The 18,779-nt window shown below is 65.6% G+C and carries 17 protein-coding genes; 10 read left to right on the top strand and 7 right to left on the bottom strand.

The features are described from left to right. Positions 1–29 precede the first annotated feature (29 nt). A complete protein-coding gene (locus tag IB274_RS06925; protein ID WP_192431278.1) occupies positions 30–767 on the top strand; it encodes a hypothetical protein in 738 nt (245 codons plus the stop codon). Between the two features lie 52 nt (positions 768–819). Beyond that, complete coding sequence (locus tag IB274_RS06920) at positions 820–2,094, top strand: hypothetical protein (protein WP_192431277.1); 1,275 nt, start codon at positions 820–822, stop codon at positions 2,092–2,094. Positions 2,095–2,322: 228 nt separating this feature from the next. On the opposite strand, the gene IB274_RS06915 is transcribed toward IB274_RS06920, so the two are convergent. Both IB274_RS06915 and IB274_RS06910 read right to left on the bottom strand, forming a co-directional pair. Continuing rightward, positions 2,323–3,657, bottom strand: coding sequence for a sigma-54 dependent transcriptional regulator (locus IB274_RS06915; RefSeq protein ID WP_192431276.1), 1,335 nt, complete (start codon positions 3,655–3,657; stop codon positions 2,323–2,325). Positions 3,658–3,788: 131 nt separating this feature from the next. Then, positions 3,789–5,279 carry a RimK family protein gene (locus IB274_RS06910; RefSeq protein ID WP_192431275.1) on the bottom strand — a complete coding sequence of 497 codons (1,491 nt, stop codon included), beginning with the start codon at positions 5,277–5,279 and terminating at the stop codon, positions 3,789–3,791. Positions 5,280–5,333: 54 nt separating this feature from the next. Between IB274_RS06910 and IB274_RS06905 the strand changes: the two genes are divergently transcribed. Further along, entirely contained in the window at positions 5,334–6,515 is a 1,182-nt protein-coding gene (locus IB274_RS06905) for a GNAT family N-acetyltransferase/peptidase C39 family protein (protein WP_318652854.1), read from the top strand. 2 nt (positions 6,516–6,517) lie between these two features. On the opposite strand, the gene IB274_RS06900 is transcribed toward IB274_RS06905, so the two are convergent. Genes IB274_RS06900 through IB274_RS06890 form a run of 3 tightly spaced genes read right to left on the bottom strand, consistent with a single transcriptional unit; the run spans position 6,518 to position 8,598 of the window. Beyond that, entirely contained in the window at positions 6,518–7,174 is a 657-nt protein-coding gene (locus IB274_RS06900) for a response regulator (RefSeq protein ID WP_192431273.1), read from the bottom strand. Continuing rightward, complete coding sequence (locus IB274_RS06895) at positions 7,171–8,439, bottom strand: histidine kinase (protein ID WP_192431272.1); 1,269 nt, start codon at positions 8,437–8,439, stop codon at positions 7,171–7,173. The genes IB274_RS06900 and IB274_RS06895 overlap by 4 nt, the downstream gene beginning before the upstream one ends. Next, positions 8,440–8,598, bottom strand: a complete 159-nt coding sequence (locus tag IB274_RS06890) for a hypothetical protein (RefSeq protein ID WP_192431271.1) — start codon at positions 8,596–8,598, stop codon at positions 8,440–8,442. A 171-nt stretch (positions 8,599–8,769) separates the two neighbouring features. On the opposite strand from IB274_RS06890, the gene IB274_RS06885 reads away from it, so the two are divergent. The 7 genes from IB274_RS06885 (at position 8,770) to IB274_RS06855 (ending at position 14,843) form a co-directional block, all read left to right on the top strand. Further along, positions 8,770–9,972 carry an ABC transporter substrate-binding protein gene (locus IB274_RS06885; protein ID WP_192431270.1) on the top strand — a complete coding sequence of 401 codons (1,203 nt, stop codon included), beginning with the start codon at positions 8,770–8,772 and terminating at the stop codon, positions 9,970–9,972. Positions 9,973–9,999: 27 nt separating this feature from the next. Further along, the gene (locus tag IB274_RS06880; RefSeq protein WP_192431269.1) at positions 10,000–10,968 is read left to right on the top strand and encodes a YVTN family beta-propeller repeat protein; all 969 of its coding nucleotides are present in this window, start codon (positions 10,000–10,002) and stop codon (positions 10,966–10,968) included. Further along, positions 10,965–11,696, top strand: coding sequence for an ABC transporter ATP-binding protein (locus tag IB274_RS06875; protein WP_192431268.1), 732 nt, complete (start codon positions 10,965–10,967; stop codon positions 11,694–11,696). The genes IB274_RS06880 and IB274_RS06875 overlap by 4 nt, the downstream gene beginning before the upstream one ends. Then, positions 11,693–12,511: an ABC transporter permease gene (locus IB274_RS06870; protein ID WP_192431267.1), complete on the top strand. Its 819-nt coding sequence runs from the start codon at positions 11,693–11,695 to the stop codon at positions 12,509–12,511. The genes IB274_RS06875 and IB274_RS06870 overlap by 4 nt, the downstream gene beginning before the upstream one ends. 105 nt (positions 12,512–12,616) lie before the next feature. Next, positions 12,617–13,180, top strand: a complete 564-nt coding sequence (locus IB274_RS06865) for a PQQ-dependent catabolism-associated CXXCW motif protein (protein WP_192431266.1) — start codon at positions 12,617–12,619, stop codon at positions 13,178–13,180. Positions 13,181–13,260: 80 nt separating this feature from the next. Then, the gene (gene agmR, locus IB274_RS06860) at positions 13,261–13,926 is read left to right on the top strand and encodes a response regulator AgmR (RefSeq protein WP_192431265.1); all 666 of its coding nucleotides are present in this window, start codon (positions 13,261–13,263) and stop codon (positions 13,924–13,926) included. A 56-nt stretch (positions 13,927–13,982) separates the two neighbouring features. Then, positions 13,983–14,843, top strand: a complete 861-nt coding sequence (locus IB274_RS06855) for a DMT family transporter (protein WP_192431264.1) — start codon at positions 13,983–13,985, stop codon at positions 14,841–14,843. Positions 14,844–15,000: 157 nt separating this feature from the next. On the opposite strand, the gene nahK is transcribed toward IB274_RS06855, so the two are convergent. Together nahK and nosP are read right to left on the bottom strand one after the other, a co-directional pair. Further along, on the bottom strand, positions 15,001–17,628 hold the full coding sequence (gene nahK, locus IB274_RS06850; RefSeq protein WP_192431263.1) for a hybrid sensor histidine kinase/response regulator NahK/ErcS': 2,628 nt from the start codon (positions 17,626–17,628) through the stop codon (positions 15,001–15,003). Then, positions 17,558–18,715 carry a nitric oxide-sensing protein NosP gene (gene nosP / locus IB274_RS06845; RefSeq protein WP_192431262.1) on the bottom strand — a complete coding sequence of 386 codons (1,158 nt, stop codon included), beginning with the start codon at positions 18,713–18,715 and terminating at the stop codon, positions 17,558–17,560. Before nosP ends, nahK begins: the two co-directional genes overlap by 71 nt. Between the last annotated feature and the right edge of the window lie 64 nt (positions 18,716–18,779).

Below are 18,779 nucleotides of genomic sequence, written 5' to 3'. Positions count from 1 at the left end.
AGGCAGGAATCCTTCCGGGGAGAACCCTAATGAAAGTGATCCCACTGCTTGCCGCCACCTGCATAGTGGCCTGCCTGCCGGTCCAGGCGGAAAGCGTCTTCAAGCCGATCGAACTGAAGGATCAGGAGTTGGCCCAGCTTCGCGGCAAATACGTGATGCCGGGCCGGGTCATCAGCTTCGGCATCGTCATGAGCAGTACCTGGAAGAACGCCGTGGGCGACAACATCGGCGCCAGGGTCAGCATGCAGATCCAGGAATCCACCATCAAGCCGCAGTTCTATGTCACCACCATCGACGAGAAAGGCACCGGCGCGGCACCGGCCGCAGGCACCGGCACCGTCACCGGAGGAGCCGGCCTTAATCAAACACAGGGCGTTACCCAGAGCGTCCGGGCTGCCGGTGACTACAACACGGCGTCGAACAACGTCAGCATCGACGTGAAGGAAGCTAACCAGGCTCCCGTCTTGACCCAGGAGGGCACTCCGCTGAACGGCTCGCCTGTCAGCGCCAGCAACGGCGCAGGAACCGTCAGCGTGACGCCGGGAAATGGCGGCATACAGCTGGCCATCAACGCCAACGGCCAGGGTGTCGCCATGCAGCAACTCGCCGCCGGCGGACTGCTCCAGGCCGCGCAGATGGTGGGTGGAAATAATGCCGTCAACAACCTGGCACAGCTCAGCGTAGTGCTCAAAAACAACCTTCCGTCGACTGGAGCGCTGGACTGCAATCTTGACCAACTCAAAGGGCTTCGCACCATGGGTATGTGATCTACGCTCCAGTGCGACTGTGAGGTCCAACCTATAAGAAGGACAGCGCGCCATGCACCGATCGCTATCGCTAGGAACTGCAATCTGTGTATCCGCTTTACTCCCCTCGACCTACGCCGCTGCGGCGACGGAAGCCGAGGTGGAGGCGTTGAAGCAGGAGCTGCTGGAACTCAAGCAGCGTTATGAATCCCAACAGAAAGCCCTGATGGTGCTCGAGCAACGCGTCAGACAGGTTGAGGAAGCACCGGCCGCGCCCGCGCAGCCCAAGCGCCTGGTCACCTCCACTGGCAAGCCGACACCGCCCGGAACCGGCAACACCGTTGCCTCCAGCGGCAGCTCCTACGGCGAGTCGCTCAAGGACGACGCCAGTCCGCCCAAGAGCGTGGAGAACCTCTACGACGAAGCCAGCGGTTTCTTCGGCAACGGCGCCTTCAGCTTCGAGACAGGCATCACCTACACCCATTACGACACCAAGCAACTGATCCTCAACGGCTTCCTGGCGCTGGACACGATTTTCCTGGGCAACATCGGCGTGGACAACATCAACGCCGACAACTGGACCCTGGACCTCACTGGCCGCTACAACTGGAACAACCGCTGGCAGTTCGACATAAACGCCCCTGTGGTTTACCGCGAGAGCACCTTCGAATCGGCCGGCGCCGGCAACTCCACGGCGCAGTCCACCGACGAGAAGGTCACCCGCGACCCGACCCTGGGCGACGTCAACGTAGGCATCGCCTACAAGTTCATGGACGAAACCGAATCGCGCCCCGACGCGGTGGTCAGCCTGCGGATCAAGGCCCCCACCGGCAAGGAACCCTACGGCATCAAGCTCAAGCGCGCTTCGGACAACGACAACCTCAACGTGCCCGAGTCCCTGCCCACCGGCAACGGCGTCTGGTCGGTCACCCCCGGCATCTCGCTGGTCAAGACCGTCGACCCCGCCGTTCTGTTCGGCAGCTTCTCCTACACCTACAACCTCAAGGAGTCCTTCGACGATATCAGCCCTACCCAGGGCGTGAAGCAAAAGGGCGAGGTCGACCTCGGCGACTGGTTCCAGATCGGTGCGGGCGTAGCCTTCGCCCTCAACGAGAAGACCAGCATGTCGTTCTCCTTCTCCGACCTGATCGCCCAGAAGAGCAAGATCAAGGCCGACGGCGGTGACTGGACCACCGTCACCGGCAGCGACGCCAACGCGGCGTACTTCAACTGGGGCCTGACCTACGCGTGGAGCCCCAACCTGACCATCGTGCCGAACCTGTCTATCGGCATCTCGCCGGATGCGCCGGATTTCAGCTTCAGCGTGAAGTTCCCGTATTACTTCTGACGGCTCGGCTGTCCTAACGCAAAGGCCCCTTTTCGGGGCCTTTGTCATTCCTGCTAATGCGGCTTCGGTAGAGACGGCGGAGCCAACCTGTAGGAGCGCGCCATGCGCGCGAATGCGGGCATGTACCAGGTGCCCCGCCCGTCCAACAAGGGGAATTCGAAACGCGGAGGAAATGCGGTAGGCAGGCGGGACGAATCCGCGTCCGCCCGCCGTGCCGACCACCCTGCCCTAGCGCAACTGATGCTTGTGCAACAAGCGATAGAAAGTCGGCCGCGAGATGCCCAGCATCCGCGCCGCCACGCTGAGGTTGTCACCGTGCCGGGCCAGCGCATCGCACATGGCCTGGCGCTCGGCGCCGAGCTTGTATTCCTCCAGGGTCACCAGCGGCAGATGCGCCGAACGCCCCTTCTCCCGCTCCAGGCCCAGATCACGGGCCTCGATCTGTCGCCCTTCAGCCAGCACCAGGCCACGACGCACCCGGTTGGCCAGCTCACGAACGTTGCCCGGCCAGCTATGCTCGGCCATCGCCGCCAACGCATCGTCCGAGAAACGCCGCGGGCGGCGTCCGGTCTCGACGCTATAAAGGTGGGCGAAGTGATTGGCCAGCAGCGCCAGGTCGCCATTGCGCTCGCGCAGCGGCGAAGTGGAAACCTGCAGGACGTTCAGCCGGTAGTAGAGATCCTCGCGGAACGATCCGGCGCGAATCGCCTGTTCCAGGTCGACATGGGTCGCTGCCAGCACCCGTACATCGACATCAATGGGCTGGCTGCCGCCGACACGCTCGATCTGCTTCTCCTGAAGCACCCGCAGCAGGTTGGCCTGCAACTCCAGCGGCAGGTCGCCCACCTCGTCGAGGAACAGCGTGCCGCCGTTGGCCTGTTCGAAGCGACCGATCTTGCGCTGGTGCGCCCCGGTGAACGCACCCTTTTCGTGGCCGAACAGCTCCGATTGGATCAGCGCCTCGGGCATCGCCCCGCAGTTGATCGCCACGAACGGCCGGACCGCCCGCCGCGACTGGCGGTGCAGCGTACGCGCCACCAGCTCCTTGCCGGTGCCGCTCTCACCGCGGATCAGCACAGGCGACTCGGTCGGCGCGAACTTCGCCAGCAGCTTGCGCAGCTCGCGCACATCGCGGCTCTCACCCAGCAGCTCGTGCTCATGCTCATCGCTGTGCACGCTGCCACGCCCGCGCAGGCGCGCCATGCCGAACGCGCGGCCGAGGGTGACCTGCACCCGCGCCACATCGAAGGGCAAGGTATGGAAATCGAAGAACCACTCACTGACGAAATCGCCGACTTCATTGAGCGGCAAAGTGTCCAGGCTAAGGACGGCTATCCACTCCGTACCGCTGCGGCTGATGAGTTCCTTGACGGACTCCCGGCGTTCGAGATGCCGGGGTTGAAGGCGCAGCAGGCCGACGTCACAACCGCGATTGCTGGCATTATCCAGCTCGCAGCTGTCTACGTCCCACCCTGCTGCCCGTAGTCCGGGTAATAGCCTGCGGCAGTCGTCGCACGGATCGACCACCAGCAGGCGACGAAGATTCGTGGCTGCCTCAAGCATGCTCCCTTCCTTGGCGCCATTATTTTGAAAAACTTTAAAAAACAGTTGGTTGGCGCTCCAATTTGTAACGCTAGCAATATCTTGACGCAGCCCATCGACCGTTTTCCTATAAGGTCAATGCCGAATCGTTCTCACCACCCGCGACCACGCCGCTTGACTTCCAACCTCCGCACGAATTCCTCGAGCACCAGCTTGTAGAGATCGTCTCCCAGGTAGACGTCCTCCACCCCACAGTCGATGTTCGGGTTGTCGTTCACCTCGATGACGACCACGCGGTCCCCGGCCTGCTTCAAATCCACGCCGTAGAGCCCGTCGCCGATCAGGTTGGCGGTTTTCACCGCCAGTTCCACGACCTTGCGCGGCGCCTCATGGACCGCCATCGTGCGGAAATCTCCGCTCACTTCCGCTGCGTCCGGGCTGTGGTCGTAGATCTGCCAGTGGCCCTTGGACATGAAGTACTGGCAGGCGAATATGGGTTTCTGGTTCAACACGCCGATCCGCCAGTCGTATTCGGTATAGAAGAACTCCTGGGCGAGCAGGAGCACCGAGCGCTCGAATAGTTCGGCACTGGCCTTGAGCAGCTCCTTCTGGTTGGCCACCTTGATCACGCCGCGGGAGAAACTGCCGTCGGGGATCTTCAGCACCAGCGGGAAGCCCAGGCGCTCGCCGACCTTCTCCAGCTCCTGCGGGTTGTCCTTGTAGAGGATTTCGGTGGCCGGCATGCCCAGCTTGTGGCTGCGCAGCAGGTCGGCGAGGTAGACCTTGTTGGTGCAGCGCAGGATCGACACCGGATCGTCCATCACCACCATGCCCTCGCTCTCGGCTTTCTTGGCGAAGCGATAGGTGTGGTCGCTGACGCTGGTGGTCTCGCGGATCAGCAGCGCGTCGTACTCGGCCAGGCGCGAGTAGTCCTTCTTTTCGATCAGCTCGACGTCGATGCCAAGGCTGCGGCCGATGCGGATGAAGTTCTTCAGCGCCTTGCGGTCAGACGGCGGGAAGGCTTCTTCCGGGTCGTGCAGGATCGCCAGGTCATAGCGATATTGCTTGCGCGAACGCGGCTTGCGCCAGATCTGTCGGCTGAAGCCATCCAGGGCATTGGCAAACTGTTCTTCCTGGTCCTCGCGCAGCTTGTGGATGTTCCCAGGCCTCACGCCTTCGATGTGCCAGCCGCGGTTCTTGCGGAACTCCACCAGCAGCATCGGACACGGCAGCGCCTCGAACAGCTGGCGCGCCAGGTCCTGCAGCGGCTCGATGTCGGTGCGGCCGAAATACAACGTCAGGGTGAAGCCATCGGTACTGCCGTAAGGGTGATCCGCCAGCGCCTTATCGAGGGTCTTCTCCAGGTCTTCCAGCGCTAGGCTGTAGAGCGACTTCTTCGCCAGCTCGCTGATGCTGCGCACCGACGGGATCACCTTGTGCCCGCGCGCTTCGGCCAGCAGCGAGCAGTAATAGCCGTGGCCCAGGTACTTGTAGTTGCGGCACAGGTTGATCACCTGCACGCGCTTGCCGTTGTCGTCGTCGATGGGCATCTCCAGGTATTCCTGGGCGGTGACCACGTCGTCGCTGGGATAGTACGAGGCCCAGTCTTCCTTGCGTTCCACGATGATGAACAACTTGCTCACGACACCTCCGAAGCTGGCTGGCGCGCTTGCCGCGCCCTGCCCCTGGGACAATACTTGTTGAGCTTCGACCGCACGACGCAACGCCCGTTCGCAGCCAGCACCGGACAAGGTGCGCCCCGCAGATTAACGAATGCTTACTCTATGAAACTCCAGTTCCGCGCCGCTTCAGCCGATGACCTGCATGCACTGGTCGAGATGGAAAACCGCTGTTTCGAACACGACCGCCTGTCCCGCCGCAACTTCCAGTGGATGATCAGCCGCGCCCACGCCAGCCTGACCGTCGCCGAGTCCGACGGCCAGTTACTGGGTTACGCGCTGGTGCTGTTCCACCGGGGCACCTCCCTGGCGCGCCTCTACTCCATTGCCGTGGACGAACGCGCCCGCGGCATCGGCCTGGGCCAGAAGCTGCTGGACCGCGCCGAGGCCGAGGCGCTGGAGAACGACTGCGCCTACCTGCGCCTGGAGGTGCGCCCGGACAACCGTGGCGCCATCGCCCTCTACAAGCGCAACGGCTACCGCCCGTTCGCCACGGTGCGCGACTACTACGAAGACCATAGCGAGGCCCTGCGCTTCGAGAAGCGCATCCGCCACATCAACGAGCGCACTCACCGCCACGTCCCGTACTACCGACAGACCACCGAGTTCACCTGCGGCCCCTCGGCGCTGCTGATGGCCATGGGCGCACTGGAGCCCAAGCGCCGCCTGGAGCGCCGCGAGGAGCTGCGTCTGTGGCGCGAGGCGACCACCATCTACATGACCGCCGGCCACGGCGGCTGCAGTCCGCAAGGCCTGGCGCTGGCGGCAATGCGCCGCGGCTTCCGCGTGCGCCTGTTGCTGTCAGAAGACGGCCCGCTGTTCCTCGACGGCGTACGCAGCGAGGAAAAACGCGAGGTGATGCGCCTGGTTCACGAGGATTTCAGCGCCGAACTGGCGCAGAGCGACGTCGAGCAATTGCTGGTCAGCCAGCTGGATATCGAGGGCGCGCTGGAAGCCGGCGGCCAGCCGCTGGTGCTGATCAGCAGCTACCGGCTGACCCACTCCAAGGCGCCGCACTGGGTGGTGGTCACCGACTGCGACGAGGACTTCGTCTACCTGCACGACCCCGACGTCGACCACAGCCAGCACCGCGAACCGCTGGATTGCCAGCACATCCCGGTGAGCCACACGGAATTCGAGCAGATGAGCCGCTTCGGCCGCAGCAAGCTGCGCGCGGCGGTGATCCTCTACAAGCGCTGATGCTAGCCGGCCAGCGCCTCACCGCCGACCCGCAGCACGCCGGCGTCAATCGCCAGGTGTACCAACTCGGCGTGGGACACCACCTGCAGCTTCTGCTTGAGCAGGGTGACGTGGTTCGACACCGTCTTCGCGCTGATGCACAGGTGCTCCGCGACCTGCCGCACCGGCAGGCCGCGGGCGAGCATCACGAAGATTTCGAACTCGCGCTGAGTCATGCCTTGCAGCCGTGGATCCTGGCCATTGGCGCCCTGGGGCCTGCGCGCCAGCTGGGTGGCCAGCGGCTGCTCAATGTAAGCATGGCCGGCAAGGATGCGCCGCACCGCCTCCACCAGCACCGCCGGTGACGCGCTCTTGGTGATGTAGCCCGCTGCGCCGGCATCCAGCGCCTGACGTACCAGCGGCAACTCGTCGTGCATGCTGAAGAACAGCACCCGCAGCTGCGGCAGGCGCTGGCGCAGCCGGCGGGTGACTTCCAGACCGCTGATGCCAGGCAGACCGATATCCAGGATCACCAGGCTGGGCACGCTGCGCTGCACCGCCTCCAGCGCAGCTTCGCCATCAGCGGCCTCGCTCACTTCCACTTCCGGGATCAGCCCGCGCAGCAGCGAGGCGATGCCATCACGCACCACGAAGTGATCGTCCACCAGCAGAATCTTCACGCCCTCTCTCCTTTCATCAGGCTTTCCGCCAAAGGCATCCACAAGCGCAATGCCAGGCCGCCACCGGGGCGGCGACGCAGGTGCAGTTCGCCACCCAGGCAGCGCGCGCGCTCATGCATGGAGCGCATGCCGATACCGGCGCGCGGCAACCCATGGCAGCCCCGGCCGTCGTCACGCACCCAGAGGAACAGGCGCCCCTCGCGTCGCCGCAGGACCACCCGCACCTGGCGAGCGCCAGCGTGCCGGGCGACGTTGGTCAGCGCCTCCTGCAACAGACGGTACAGGTGGGCCTTGGCGGACGTCGGCAGAGCCGGCAGTTCGTCCAGCCGCAGCCGGCAGGCCACGCCCTGACTGGCCTGCCATTGTTCGATATGCAGGCGTAGCGCCTCCTGCAGGCTTACCCGTTCCAGCACCACCGGATAGAGGTCACGCACCAGCGCGCGGAAGCTTTCGTTGAGGCCCTGGCAATGCTGTTCAAGACGATCGAGCGTGGCGAAGGCGACGCCGTCCTGGCGCTCCAGGCTGCGCAGCAGGAACACCTGCGCGCGGATACCCGCGAGGTACTGGCCGATGTCGTCGTGCAGCGCCTGCGCGAGTTGCTGGCGTTCACGCTCCTGCACCGCGAGCAGCGCGCGGGTCAGCTCGGCGTTCTCCGAGCAGGCATGCTCCAGCGTCGCGGCCATGTCATTGAAACCGCTAGCCAGGCGCTGCGCCTCGGGCAGCGAGTGATCCGGCAGGCGCGCCTGGAAACGGCCACGGGAAACGTCTCCCAGCGCGTCATGCAACTGCTCCACCACTCGCAAGCCGCCGCGCACCGCCCAGCGGATCGCCAGCAGGCTGGCCAGCAGCGACACGCCGAACAGCACCAGCAGTTGCACCAGCGAATCGCGCACCTCATCGATCTCGTCGCGCGGATCGAGGCTCAGTTGCACGCGTCGGCCATCGGCTAGGGTCAGCAGGGTCGGCGCTGGCAGGTTGGGGTACAAGCGCGTCGCCAGCCAGTCATCCAGCCCCGAGCGCGGCGCGGGCGCGGGACTGTCCAGCCAGTGCACGCGTACATGGCGCAGGCCGGCGGTGAGGTCCGGATCGAGGCTGGCGGGATCGCGCTGCGCGGCCTCGCGCAGGTAATCGAGCACGCCACGGGCAGCATCCATCTCGCGGCGCACGTCGTCGTTGCCCTGGTGCAGCAGCACGGCAAGGCACACGGCAGCGAGCAAGCCGAAGAACAGCCCGACCAGCAGGTTTATCCGCCAGAGCGCCGACATCTACGGCGCGCTGCGACAGGTCGTGAGGCACCCTGCCGGGGCCACCGGCACGCGCAGTTCCGCCGCCGGCAGGTAGCCGTTGCGGGTATAGAGGAAATCGAAGCCGAACAGGCTGAGCATCAGCAGAATCGGCAGGGCGAGAGTGACGGCGATACGCATGGCGACGCTCCTCTTCTGGTTCTTGTAGCGCCATCCTAGGACGTGGGCGCGGCGCGCAACCTACTACCTTGGTACTGCCCCAACCGGTACTTTCTGCATATTTGCCGCACCCCAGGCGCTTCCTATGCTGGCCGCACAAGAACCAGCCGGCCCGAAAAAGGAGTCGCCCCCATGCGCCAGTTCGTCCTGCACGGCGTCGCCTACCTGCTCGCGGTTGCGTCCGCCGCTGCCTTCAGCCTCGACGTGCGCGCAGAGGAAGCCCCCGCACTGGCAGTCCGCATCGGCTACCTGGGCTATACACCCGATCCCGGCCCGCTACTGTCCAACGTCATCCCCGAACCCACCGACGCAGGCCTGCGCGGCGCGGAGCTGGCGATCACCGATAGCAACAGCACCGGGCGCTTCCTCAAGCACCGCTATAGCCTGGAAGCTGCCAGCACCGACAGCCCTGAAAAGCTGCTGGCCGAAGCCCACCGCCTGCACGATGCCGGCCTGCGCCTGTTCGTGATCAACGCCCCGGCCGACACATTGCGCCAGGTAGCAGCCGAGCTACCGGACAGCCTGCTGTTCAACGCCGGCGCCGCCGATGACGAGCTGCGCGCCAGCCAGTGCGCGATCAACGTGCTGCATACCCTGCCCAGCCGGCTGATGCTGACCGACGCTCTCACCCAGTTCCTGGTGCTGCGCAAGTGGACGCGCTGGTTGCTGATCGTCGGCCAGCGCCCGGAAGACGCCCTCTACGCCAACGCCCTGCGGCGCTCGGCCAAGCGCTTCGGCGCGAAGATCGTCGAGGAAAAGCCCTTCACCTTCGACAACGACCAGCGCCGCAGCGCCCAGGCCGACATGGCTCTATTCACCCAGTCCAGCGAGGACTACGACGCCGTGCTGGTGGCCGACGAACACGGCGACTTCGGCGAATACGTGCCCTACAACACCTGGCTGCCGCGCCTCGTCGCCGGCACCCAGGGGCTGGTCGCCACGGGCTGGCACAAGACCGTGGAAACCTATGGCGCCGCGCAGTTGCAGAAGCGCTTCGAGGAGCACGCCGGGCGCTGGATGAACGACCGCGACTTCGCCGCCTGGATCGCCGTGCGCAGCATCGCCAGCGCCGTCACCCGCCTGCGCGACGCTGACCCGATGGCGATCCGTACGTTGTCGCTGTCCCCCGACCTGCCGCTGGACGGCTTCAAGGGCTACAAGCTCGGTTTCCGTCCCTGGGACGGTCAACTGCGCCAGCCGATCCCGCTGGTACAGCCGCGCGCCCTGGTCAGCACGTCGCCGCAGGAGGGTTTCCTGCACCCCGCCAGCGAACTCGACAGCCTCGGCCTCGACGCACCGGAAAGCCAGTGCCACCTCGCCGACGCAACGCCATAAGAAGAACTATCCATGAGGACTCTGCCCATGCCCCGCCTGCTTGCCCTCTCCTGCCTCAGCCTCGCGCTCGGCCTGGTGCCCACGGCCTTCGCGGCCACCGCCTACGTCTCCAACGAGAAGGACAACAACCTCAGCGTCATCGACCTGGACACCCTGACCGTCACCGGCACCATCGACACCGGCAAGCGCCCGCGCGGGCTGGCGCTATCCCATGACAACAAGCTGCTGTACATCTGCGCGAGCGACTCGGACACCGTGCAGGTGCTTGACCTCGCCACCCGGAAGATCATCAGGCAATTGCCTTCGGGCGCAGACCCCGAGCAGTTTGCCCTGCATCCCAATGACCGCTGGCTGTACGTCTCCAATGAGGACGATGCGCTGGTCACTGTGGTCGACACGCAAACCGCCCAGGTGCTCGGGCAGATCGACGTCGGCGTCGAGCCCGAAGGCATGGCGGTGAGCCCGGATGGCAAATGGGCAGTGAACACCAGCGAGACCACCAATATGTTGCATTGGATCGATACCTCGACCCAGAAGCTGGTGGACAGCACCCTGGTGGACCAGCGCCCGCGCCACGCCGAGTTCACCCACGACGGCTCGCAGGTCTGGGTCTCGGCGGAGATCGGCGGCACCGTCAGCGTGGTCGACACCGCCAGCCGCAAGATCCTCAAGACCTTGCGTTTTGCTATCCAGGGAGTACACCCCGACAAGGTGCAGCCGGTGGGCGTGCAACTGACCAGCGACGGCAAGCTGGCCTTCGTCGCCCTCGGCCCGGCCAACCATGTGGCGGTGGTGGATGCCGAGACCTTCGAGGTACTCGACTACCTGCTGGTGGGCCGTCGCGTCTGGCACCTGGCGTTCACCCCGGACGAGAAGACCCTGCTGGCCACCAATGGCGTCAGCGGCGACGTGTCGGTCATCGATGTGGCCTCGCGCAAGGTCACCAAGTCGATCAAGGTCGGCCGCTATCCCTGGGGCGTGGTGGTGACGCCATGAACGCGCTCACCGTCCGCGACCTGAGATTTGCCTACGGCCCACGGCGCGCGCTGGACGGCCTGGCCTTCGAGCTGCCGGCAGGGCGCTTCACCGCCCTGCTGGGCCCCAACGGCGCCGGCAAGTCCACACTGGTGGCCCTGCTGACGCGCCTCTACGACCTGCAGCAGGGCGAGATCGACGTGCTCGGCTGCAGCCTGCGCCGCCAGCCGCGCCTGGCCCTGCGCAAGCTGGGCGTGGTGTTCCAGCAGAGCACCCTGGACCTGGACCTGAGCGTGGAGCAGAACCTGCGCTACCACGCCGCCCTGCACGGCCTGCCACGCAGCGTGGCCAACGAGCGGATCGACGCTGAACTGGCCCGTCAGCAATTGCAAGAGCGCCGCCGCGACAAGGTTCGTGCGCTCAATGGCGGGCACCGCCGCCGGGTGGAGATCGCCCGTGCGCTGCTGCATCGCCCTCGCCTGCTGCTGCTTGACGAAGCTAGCGTCGGCCTCGACCCGGCAGCGCGCCAGGCACTCAATGAGCACGTACGCCGGCTGTGCCGCGAGGACGGGCTGGCTGTGCTCTGGACCACTCACCTGCTGGACGAGGTGCGCAGCGAGGATGCGCTGCTGGTGCTCGATCGCGGCCGGCTGGTGGCCCGTGGCGAGGCGCGGGACATCTGCGCGCCCGACGCCGGCAACCTGGAGCGCACCTTCGACCGACTGACCCGCCTGGAGGTCTGCGCATGAGCGCCCTGGAAAGTCCGCGCTTCGGCCCCGCCGCCTACTGGCAGTGCCTGCGCGGCATCGTCGTGCGCGAGTGGCTGCGCTTCGTCCTGCAGCGCTCACGCTTCTTCAGCGCGCTGGTACGGCCGCTGCTCTGGCTGCTGGTGTTCGCCGCCGGCTTTCGCGCCGCGCTGGGCATCTCGATCATCGAGCCGTACGACACCTACGTCACCTACGAAACCTACATAGTGCCGGGGCTGTGCTGCATGATCCTGCTGTTCAACGGCATGCAGGGCTCGCTGTCGATGGTCTACGACCGCGAGATGGGCAGCATGCGCGTGCTGCTGACCAGTCCGCTGCCGCGTGCCTTCCTGCTCGCCAGCAAGCTGCTGGCCACCGCGCTGGTGTCGCTGCTGCAGGTCTACGCCTTCCTGCTGATCGCCTGGCTGTATGGCGTGCAGCCGCCGCCCATAGGGCTGGTGGCGGCGCTGCCGGCGTTGCTGCTGGCCGCTCTGCTGCTGGGCGCGCTGGGGCTGCTGCTGTCCAACGGCATCCGCCAGTTGGAGAACTTCGCCGGGGTGATGAATTTCGTCATCTTCCCGCTGTTCTTCCTTTCCTCCGCGCTCTATCCGCTGTGGAAGATGCGCGAGGCCAGCCAGTGGCTGTACTGGCTGTGTGCGCTGAACCCGTTCAGCCATGCAGTGGAACTGGTGCGCTTCGCCCTCTACGAGCGTTTCAACCCGCTGGCGGCGAGCGTCTGCCTGGGGCTGACGCTGCTCTTCTCCGGCGTGGCCGTGCTGACCTTCAACCCGCAGCAAGCCGCCCTGCGCAAGGGGTGAAACCTACTACTTTGGTACTGCTTCATCCCTCCTGACGTCGAATTTCCAAAGCCGCACAGCCGGCATCTAATGGCCACTACAAGAAGAACCAACAGAGATACCGCCATGCCTCGCCTTGCGATTGTTGTGCCCGGCTGCCTGGCCGCCTGCCTGCTCAGCCTGTCCCTCACTCTGCCGACCGCCCTGGCCGAGGATGCGCCGCTGTTTTCCGCCGACGGCTACCGCCAAGCCCAGTACCGCAGCCCGACGCCATCTTCCGCCGACCACGCCACCACCCTCGACACCCCTGCCTTACAGGCGCTGCTCCAGCGCGAACCGCAGACCCGGCTGGTGGACGTCTACCGCCGCACCTTCCTCAACGGCCAGTTCGTCGAGGACGAAAAGCACCGCAACCTGCCTGGCAGCCTTTGGCTGGCCAACGTCGGCACCGGCTCCCTGGAGCCGCGGTGGCAGGCCTACCTGGAGCAGAATCTCGCTCACCTCACCGACGGCGATCCCAAGCGCCCGCTGGTGTTCTACTGCCGCTCCGACTGCTGGATGAGCTGGAATGCCATCCGCCGCGCACATGCGCTGGGCTATGCCAGCCTCTACTGGTACCGTGATGGAATTGACGCTTGGGAGCAGGCAGGACTGCCCCTGCAGGATGCCCAACCGCAACCCCTTCCGTGACACCTGCTTTCGTGACACATGCAGTAGCCTGCGACCGCAAGCCGCTCGCCACCCATAACGACAACAACGAGGTGTAGGCCATGTACAAGATCCTGATCGCCGACGATCACCCGCTGTTCCGCGAAGCCATCCACAACGTCATCGCCGACGGCTTCCCCGGCAGCGAAGTGATGGAGACCGCCGACCTCGACAGCGCCCTGGGCCTGACCCAGGAGCACGATGATCTCGACCTCATCCTGCTCGACCTGAACATGCCCGGCATGCATGGCCTGAACGGACTGATGAGCCTGCGCAACGAAGCCCCGACCATCCCGGTAGTGATCGTCTCCGCCGAACAAGACAAGCAAGTCGTCCTGCAGGCCATCACCTACGGCGCCGTGGGCTTCATCACCAAGTCGTCGCCGCGCCTGCAGATGACCGAGGCGATCGAGCAGATCCTCAACGGCAACGTCTATCTGCCGTCGGACATCATCCGCACGCAGAAATCCTCGCCGCGCCGCAGCGGCCAGGAAGACCACAGCATTCCGCCGGAACTGCTGCAGGCCCTGACCCGCAAGCAACTGCTGGTGCTGGAGCGGATGACCAAGGGCGAATCCAACAAGCAGATCGCCTACAACCTGGAAATCGCCGAAACCACAGTGAAGGCCCACGTCTCCGCCATCCTGCGCAAGCTGAAGGTGCACAACCGCGTGCAGGCCATCCTCTGCGCGGGCGATATCGACTTCGCCGCCTATCTGCGTCGTTGAGACGAGGCGTCATTGATCCATAAAGTGCCGTTGCGACCGCTACCGGGAACCACTCGATGCCCTCCGCCCGCACCCTGAGCCTCACCGGCCTGGCGATGGTCGCCTTCGCCGGCAATTCCATCCTCTGCCGCCTGGCCCTCAAGGCCACCGGCATCGACGCGGTGAGCTTTACCGGCATCCGCATCTTCTCGGGCGCGCTGATGCTCGCGCTGCTACTGCAACTGCGCCGCCGCGTGGCCGGCGAGGGCGGCAACTGGCGTGCGGCAGCGGCGTTGTTCGTCTATGCCGCGGCCTTCTCCTACGCCTATGTACAACTGGATGCCGGCACCGGCGCGCTGCTGCTGTTCGGCGCGGTGCAGGTGACCATGATCCTGGTCGGCTTGCTGCGCGGCGAAAGCCTGCGGGGGCAGGCGTTGGTGGGCTTCCTGCTGGCCCTGGGCGGACTGCTGGTGCAGTTGCTGCCCAGCGCCAGCGCGCCGCCTCTGGCGGGGGCGCTGCTGATGCTGCTGTCAGGCGTGGCCTGGGGGCTGTACTCGCTGCTCGGGCGCAAGGGCAGCGATCCGCTGGCGATCTCGACGGGCAACTTCATGCGCGCCATTGCGTTTGCGGCCCTGCTGGCAGTGATCTTCCATGCCGATCTGCGGGTGGACATGTCGGGCATCGCCTATGCCGTGCTGTCCGGCGCGGTAGCCTCGGGAATCGGCTATGCGATCTGGTACAGCGCGCTGTCGGGGCTGTCGGCCATCCAGGGCGCTTCGGTGCAGCTGAGCGTGCCGATTCTCGCCGCTCTGTCCGGCGCGGTGCTCCTGGGCGAGACGATCAGCCTGCGCCTGGCGCTGGTATCGCTGGCGGTGCTGGGCGGGATTGCTCTGATTCTGCTAGCCAAAGTCCGCTCCCCCGCCGCCCAGCAAGCCTGACCTCGTCTTGCTTTTCGTAGGAGCGAGCTTGCTCGCGAACCTGACCCCCCAGCGGAGTCTGTTCGCGAGCAAGCTCGCTCCTACAGGTTCTTCTGCATTCCCGGATGACGGAGTAACCCTGCAGGAGCGGACCTTGTCCGCGAATCCTTCTTCGCGATCAACGTGCGCTATCGATCAGATGGCACAGCGCCGTCTTCAGCTTCATCGGCCGCACCGGCTTGTGCATCAGCGTGTGCCCCAGCTCGCGGACCTGCTGCTTCAGCTCGTTGCTGTAGTTGGCAGTGATCATCAGCGCCGGTAGCGGCGTGCCGCGGCGGGCATTGATCGAGGCAACCGCGTCGACGCCGTTGAGCCCGTCGTCGAGGTGGTAATCGACGATCAGAAGATCCGACTCGGCGTGGAAGTTGTCCACCTGCCGCGCCAGGTCCTCCTCCGACAGCGCCGTCACCACCCGGCAGCCCCAGGTTTCCAGCAGCGTGCGCATGCCGGCGCAGATCGAGGCGTCGTTATCCAGCACCCACACGCGGGAGCCGCGCAGGCGCTCCACCAGATCGTCGGCGGTGCGTTCGGGCTCCGGTGCGCTGCGAGCCACGCGGCGCGCGAGCGGTACTTCGATGGCGAAACGCGAACCCTTGCCCGGCACCGATTCCACGTGGATACGGTGACCGAGCATGCGCGCGATCTTCTCGACGATGGCCAGGCCCAGTCCCAGCCCGCGGTCCTGATGGAAGCGCTGCACATCCCCGCGCTTGAACTCCTGGAATATCTCGCCGAGCTTGTCGGCGGCGATGCCCACACCGGTGTCCCAGACCTCGATCCACAGGCTGTGCCGGCGTCGTCGGCAACCCAGCAGTACGCGGCCGGAGGGCGTGTAGCGAATGGCGTTAGTCAGCAGGTTGCGGAGGATTCGTGCCAGCAGTTGGATATCACTGCGCACCTGGGCACCGCAGGGCACGAAGTCCAGCGCCAGACCTTCGCTGGCCGCCACCTGGCTGTACTCGGCAGCGAGGTTGCCGAGCAGCTCGCTGACATCGAACGAGGCGATGTCCGGCTTGATCACCCCTGCATCCAGCTTTGAGATGTCCACCAGGGTGCCGAGCAGCGTCTCCACGTCTTCCAGCGACTGGCTGATATTGCGCACCAGCGCTTCGCCGCTGCGCTCCTGCAACGCACTGGTGAACAGCCGCGCGGCGTTCAGCGGTTGCAGCAGGTCATGGCTGACGGCGGCGAGGAACTTGGTCTTCGACAGGTTGGCCTGCTCCGCCTCGCGCTTGGCTTCGCGCAGGCGCCCCTCGACCTGGCTGCGCTCGTCGATCTCGCGCTTGAGCTGGTCATTAAGGCTGGTCAGCTCGGCAGTGCGTTCGCGCACCCGTTGTTCCAGGTTCTGGTAGGCCTGGTGCAGCGCCTCGGCGGTGCGGCGGCGCTCGGTGATGTCGCGGATCAGCACGAACAGCCCGCTCACCGTGCCATCGGACTGGCGATTAGGTACGTAAGAGCGCTGCATGTAGCGCTCCTGCCCGGCGAGGTTGGTCTCGGCGATCTCGAAGGTGACGCTCTCCCCCGACAGCGCGCGCTCGAAATAAGGCTCCAGACGCTGGCAATGCTCGGCGCTGTGGACCTCGCGCAGGTTGCGCCCGAGCATCGAGCCGCTGGGCCAGCGGTACCACTCCTCGTAGACCTTGTTGGTGAAGTCGTAGTCGAGGTCGGCGGTCAGGTAGGCGATCAGCGCCGGCACCTGGTCGGTGATCAGGCGAATCCAGCGCTCGCTTTCACGCAGCGCCTCGGCATGCCGGTAGCGCTCGGTGATGTCGGTGAAGGTATTGACGAAGCCGCCGGTGGGTAACGCGTGGGTGCGGATTTCCAGCATGCGCCCGTCGAACAGGCGCTGCTCGATCACCCCTTCCGCTTCGCCCTTGCGCGGCCGGCTGCGTGGCGTCAGCAGCGGCAGCTCGCTGTCGGCCATGACTTCGGCGAAGGGCCGATGCGCCTCGATTGGCGCCAACCCGCAAAGCTCCAGGAAGCGGCGGTTCCACAACTCCAGCGCGCCATCGGCACCGACCATCGCCACGCCCTGGGACAGGTTGTCCACGGCGCGCTGCAGCAGGTGCGACTTCTGCGCCACCGCCTGTTCGCGGCGGGCCATTTCGCTCTGTTTGATCTCGGTGATGTCGCTATAGAGCACCACCAGCCCGCCGTCGCGTGTCGGCCGCTCGGTGACGCGCACCCAGCGGTCGTTGCGCAGGCGATAGAGGGTATGTTCGTCATCGCTGCTGCGCTGTTCTTCGACGATCAGCCCGCTGCTCTGCGCCAGCCGACGCACCTCGGTGAGGCGAGTCCCCGCGCCGACGCGAGCGCGGGTCTGCGCCCAGAAGGCACGGAAGCGCTCGTTGTACAGAACGATGCGCTGCTGCGGGTCGAACAGCACGAAGGCGTCGGAGATGCTCTCGATGGCATCGAGCAGGTGCTGGTGTGCGGTCTCCGCGCGCAGGCGGGCATCGCTGAGCAGTTGGTTACTGGACTTCAGCTCGACCATCGCCTCGCTCAGCGCATCGGTGCGCTCGCGTACCTGTTCGGCCAGCACAACCGAATGCTGGAAAGCGCCGTAGGCGTTGTCGCCGCGGGAAGTGGCCGATTCGACACGCTCGATCAGCGCCGCATTGATCCGCTGCAGCTTGTGGTTGTCGCGCTCCAGCTCGTCGATGCGCGCACGCAGCTCAGCGTCCGGCGTTGCCCCGAGGACGGCCAATGGCGACACCGGTGAAGGTCTGGTTGATATGCATGCCATTGAATTGTTCCCCGTAGGTGTTGAAGCCGATCACCTGCTGGCTGCGGAGAAACTCGGCGGTGGGCTCCGTATCGCCGGCCACCTCCAGCTCCAGGCGACGCAGGAAGCAGTCGCAGCCGATGGTCAGCAGCGGCGGGCCGAGGCGTTCGTGCAGGCGCTGGAACTGCGCCTGCAACCCAGGCAGCAGCGGGCCAGTGCGCATGGCGGTCAGGACGATGCCGTTCTCCACTGCGCAGTAGAAGGTCAGGCTGAGGTCATCGTTGACTTGCTGGATCGAGCGCACGTAGTACTGCTCACGCACCCGCACCGCCAGCGGGTGTGCCGGGAACAGCGAGAAGTCCAGCTGTTCCAGCGGCACCCCGACCAGTCGGGCGAATTCCAGTGCGGCCGGCTCGGCGTTGAGCTCCAGCACGCGGCGACTGTCGCTGTCGGCGCGAGTGACCACCAGTTTCTCCTCGCTGGGCAGCACGTGGTGGGTGGTGAACACCTCGAAGTCCAGCCAGGTGTTGAACAGCACCACCACCGCCGCGCCCGTGTGGAACTGGCCCTGGTAGTAGACGTGGGTGTGGGTCAGGTGGTTGTCGTCACCAGCCGAACCGCCGAAATGTGGGATAGCGCCCAGCGCAGCGCTGAGCGCGGCGAGCACCACTTCCTCGCGGCTGGAGAGCCCGTCGAGCAGGGTCAGGGCGAAGCTGTGGTCCTTGATCGGCGCCAGGCCGGCGCTGCGGCAGTCCGCCACCAGCGACTCGACCATCTGCTGCGCGTCGATCAGGCTGAAGCGCTCCATCTCGTCGACCAGCGCGCAGGAGATGGCGAAGCTGCGCAGATCGAAGCCCACGGCGGTGACGCAACCACGGCCGTAACCCTGTGGGGTGATTTCCCCGGCGGTGGTGCAGCCGGCCAGGTCGATGCCGCCGAAGTACTGCTCCAGCGCGCTGGCGAGCGCGGGCAAGTCGTATTCGGCGGAGCAGAAGAACAGCACGAAGCCGAGGTTGGGGTGCAGCAGTTGACGCGCCAGGTCCTGGGCGACCGCCTCGACGTCGCGGGCACTGGACATGCCGCGAACGACTCCTTGTGTTTCATGCATGGCGTACGCCCAGTCAGGATATCGACGTTGGCATTCTACGAAGCGGCCGGGGCGCGCCCCATGC

The organism is Pseudomonas sp. PDM18 (genome assembly GCF_014852585.1).
Lineage (GTDB): Bacteria > Pseudomonadota > Gammaproteobacteria > Pseudomonadales > Pseudomonadaceae > Pseudomonas.
Note: the sequence above shows the minus strand (reverse complement) of the source record. Positions and strands in the feature narration are given on the sequence as shown.

Bases quoted from the DNA above. Each gene is read 5' to 3' on its own strand.
- IB274_RS06925 (WP_192431278.1), top strand. From the start codon at position 30: ATGAAAGTGATCCCACTGCTTGCCGCCACCTGCATAGTGGCCTGCCTG.
- IB274_RS06920 (WP_192431277.1), top strand. From the start codon at position 820: ATGCACCGATCGCTATCGCTAGGAACTGCAATCTGTGTATCCGCTTTA.
- IB274_RS06915 (WP_192431276.1), bottom strand. From the start codon at position 3,657: ATGCTTGAGGCAGCCACGAATCTTCGTCGCCTGCTGGTGGTCGATCCG.
- IB274_RS06895 (WP_192431272.1), bottom strand. From the start codon at position 8,439: ATGTCGGCGCTCTGGCGGATAAACCTGCTGGTCGGGCTGTTCTTCGGC.
- IB274_RS06890 (WP_192431271.1), bottom strand. From the start codon at position 8,598: ATGCGTATCGCCGTCACTCTCGCCCTGCCGATTCTGCTGATGCTCAGC.
- IB274_RS06885 (WP_192431270.1), top strand. From the start codon at position 8,770: ATGCGCCAGTTCGTCCTGCACGGCGTCGCCTACCTGCTCGCGGTTGCG.
- IB274_RS06880 (WP_192431269.1), top strand. From the start codon at position 10,000: ATGCCCCGCCTGCTTGCCCTCTCCTGCCTCAGCCTCGCGCTCGGCCTG.
- IB274_RS06875 (WP_192431268.1), top strand. From the start codon at position 10,965: ATGAACGCGCTCACCGTCCGCGACCTGAGATTTGCCTACGGCCCACGG.
- IB274_RS06870 (WP_192431267.1), top strand. From the start codon at position 11,693: ATGAGCGCCCTGGAAAGTCCGCGCTTCGGCCCCGCCGCCTACTGGCAG.
- IB274_RS06865 (WP_192431266.1), top strand. From the start codon at position 12,617: ATGCCTCGCCTTGCGATTGTTGTGCCCGGCTGCCTGGCCGCCTGCCTG.
- agmR (WP_192431265.1), top strand. From the start codon at position 13,261: ATGTACAAGATCCTGATCGCCGACGATCACCCGCTGTTCCGCGAAGCC.
- IB274_RS06855 (WP_192431264.1), top strand. From the start codon at position 13,983: ATGCCCTCCGCCCGCACCCTGAGCCTCACCGGCCTGGCGATGGTCGCC.
- nahK (WP_192431263.1), bottom strand. From the start codon at position 17,628: ATGGCATGCATATCAACCAGACCTTCACCGGTGTCGCCATTGGCCGTC.
- nosP (WP_192431262.1), bottom strand. From the start codon at position 18,715: ATGCATGAAACACAAGGAGTCGTTCGCGGCATGTCCAGTGCCCGCGAC.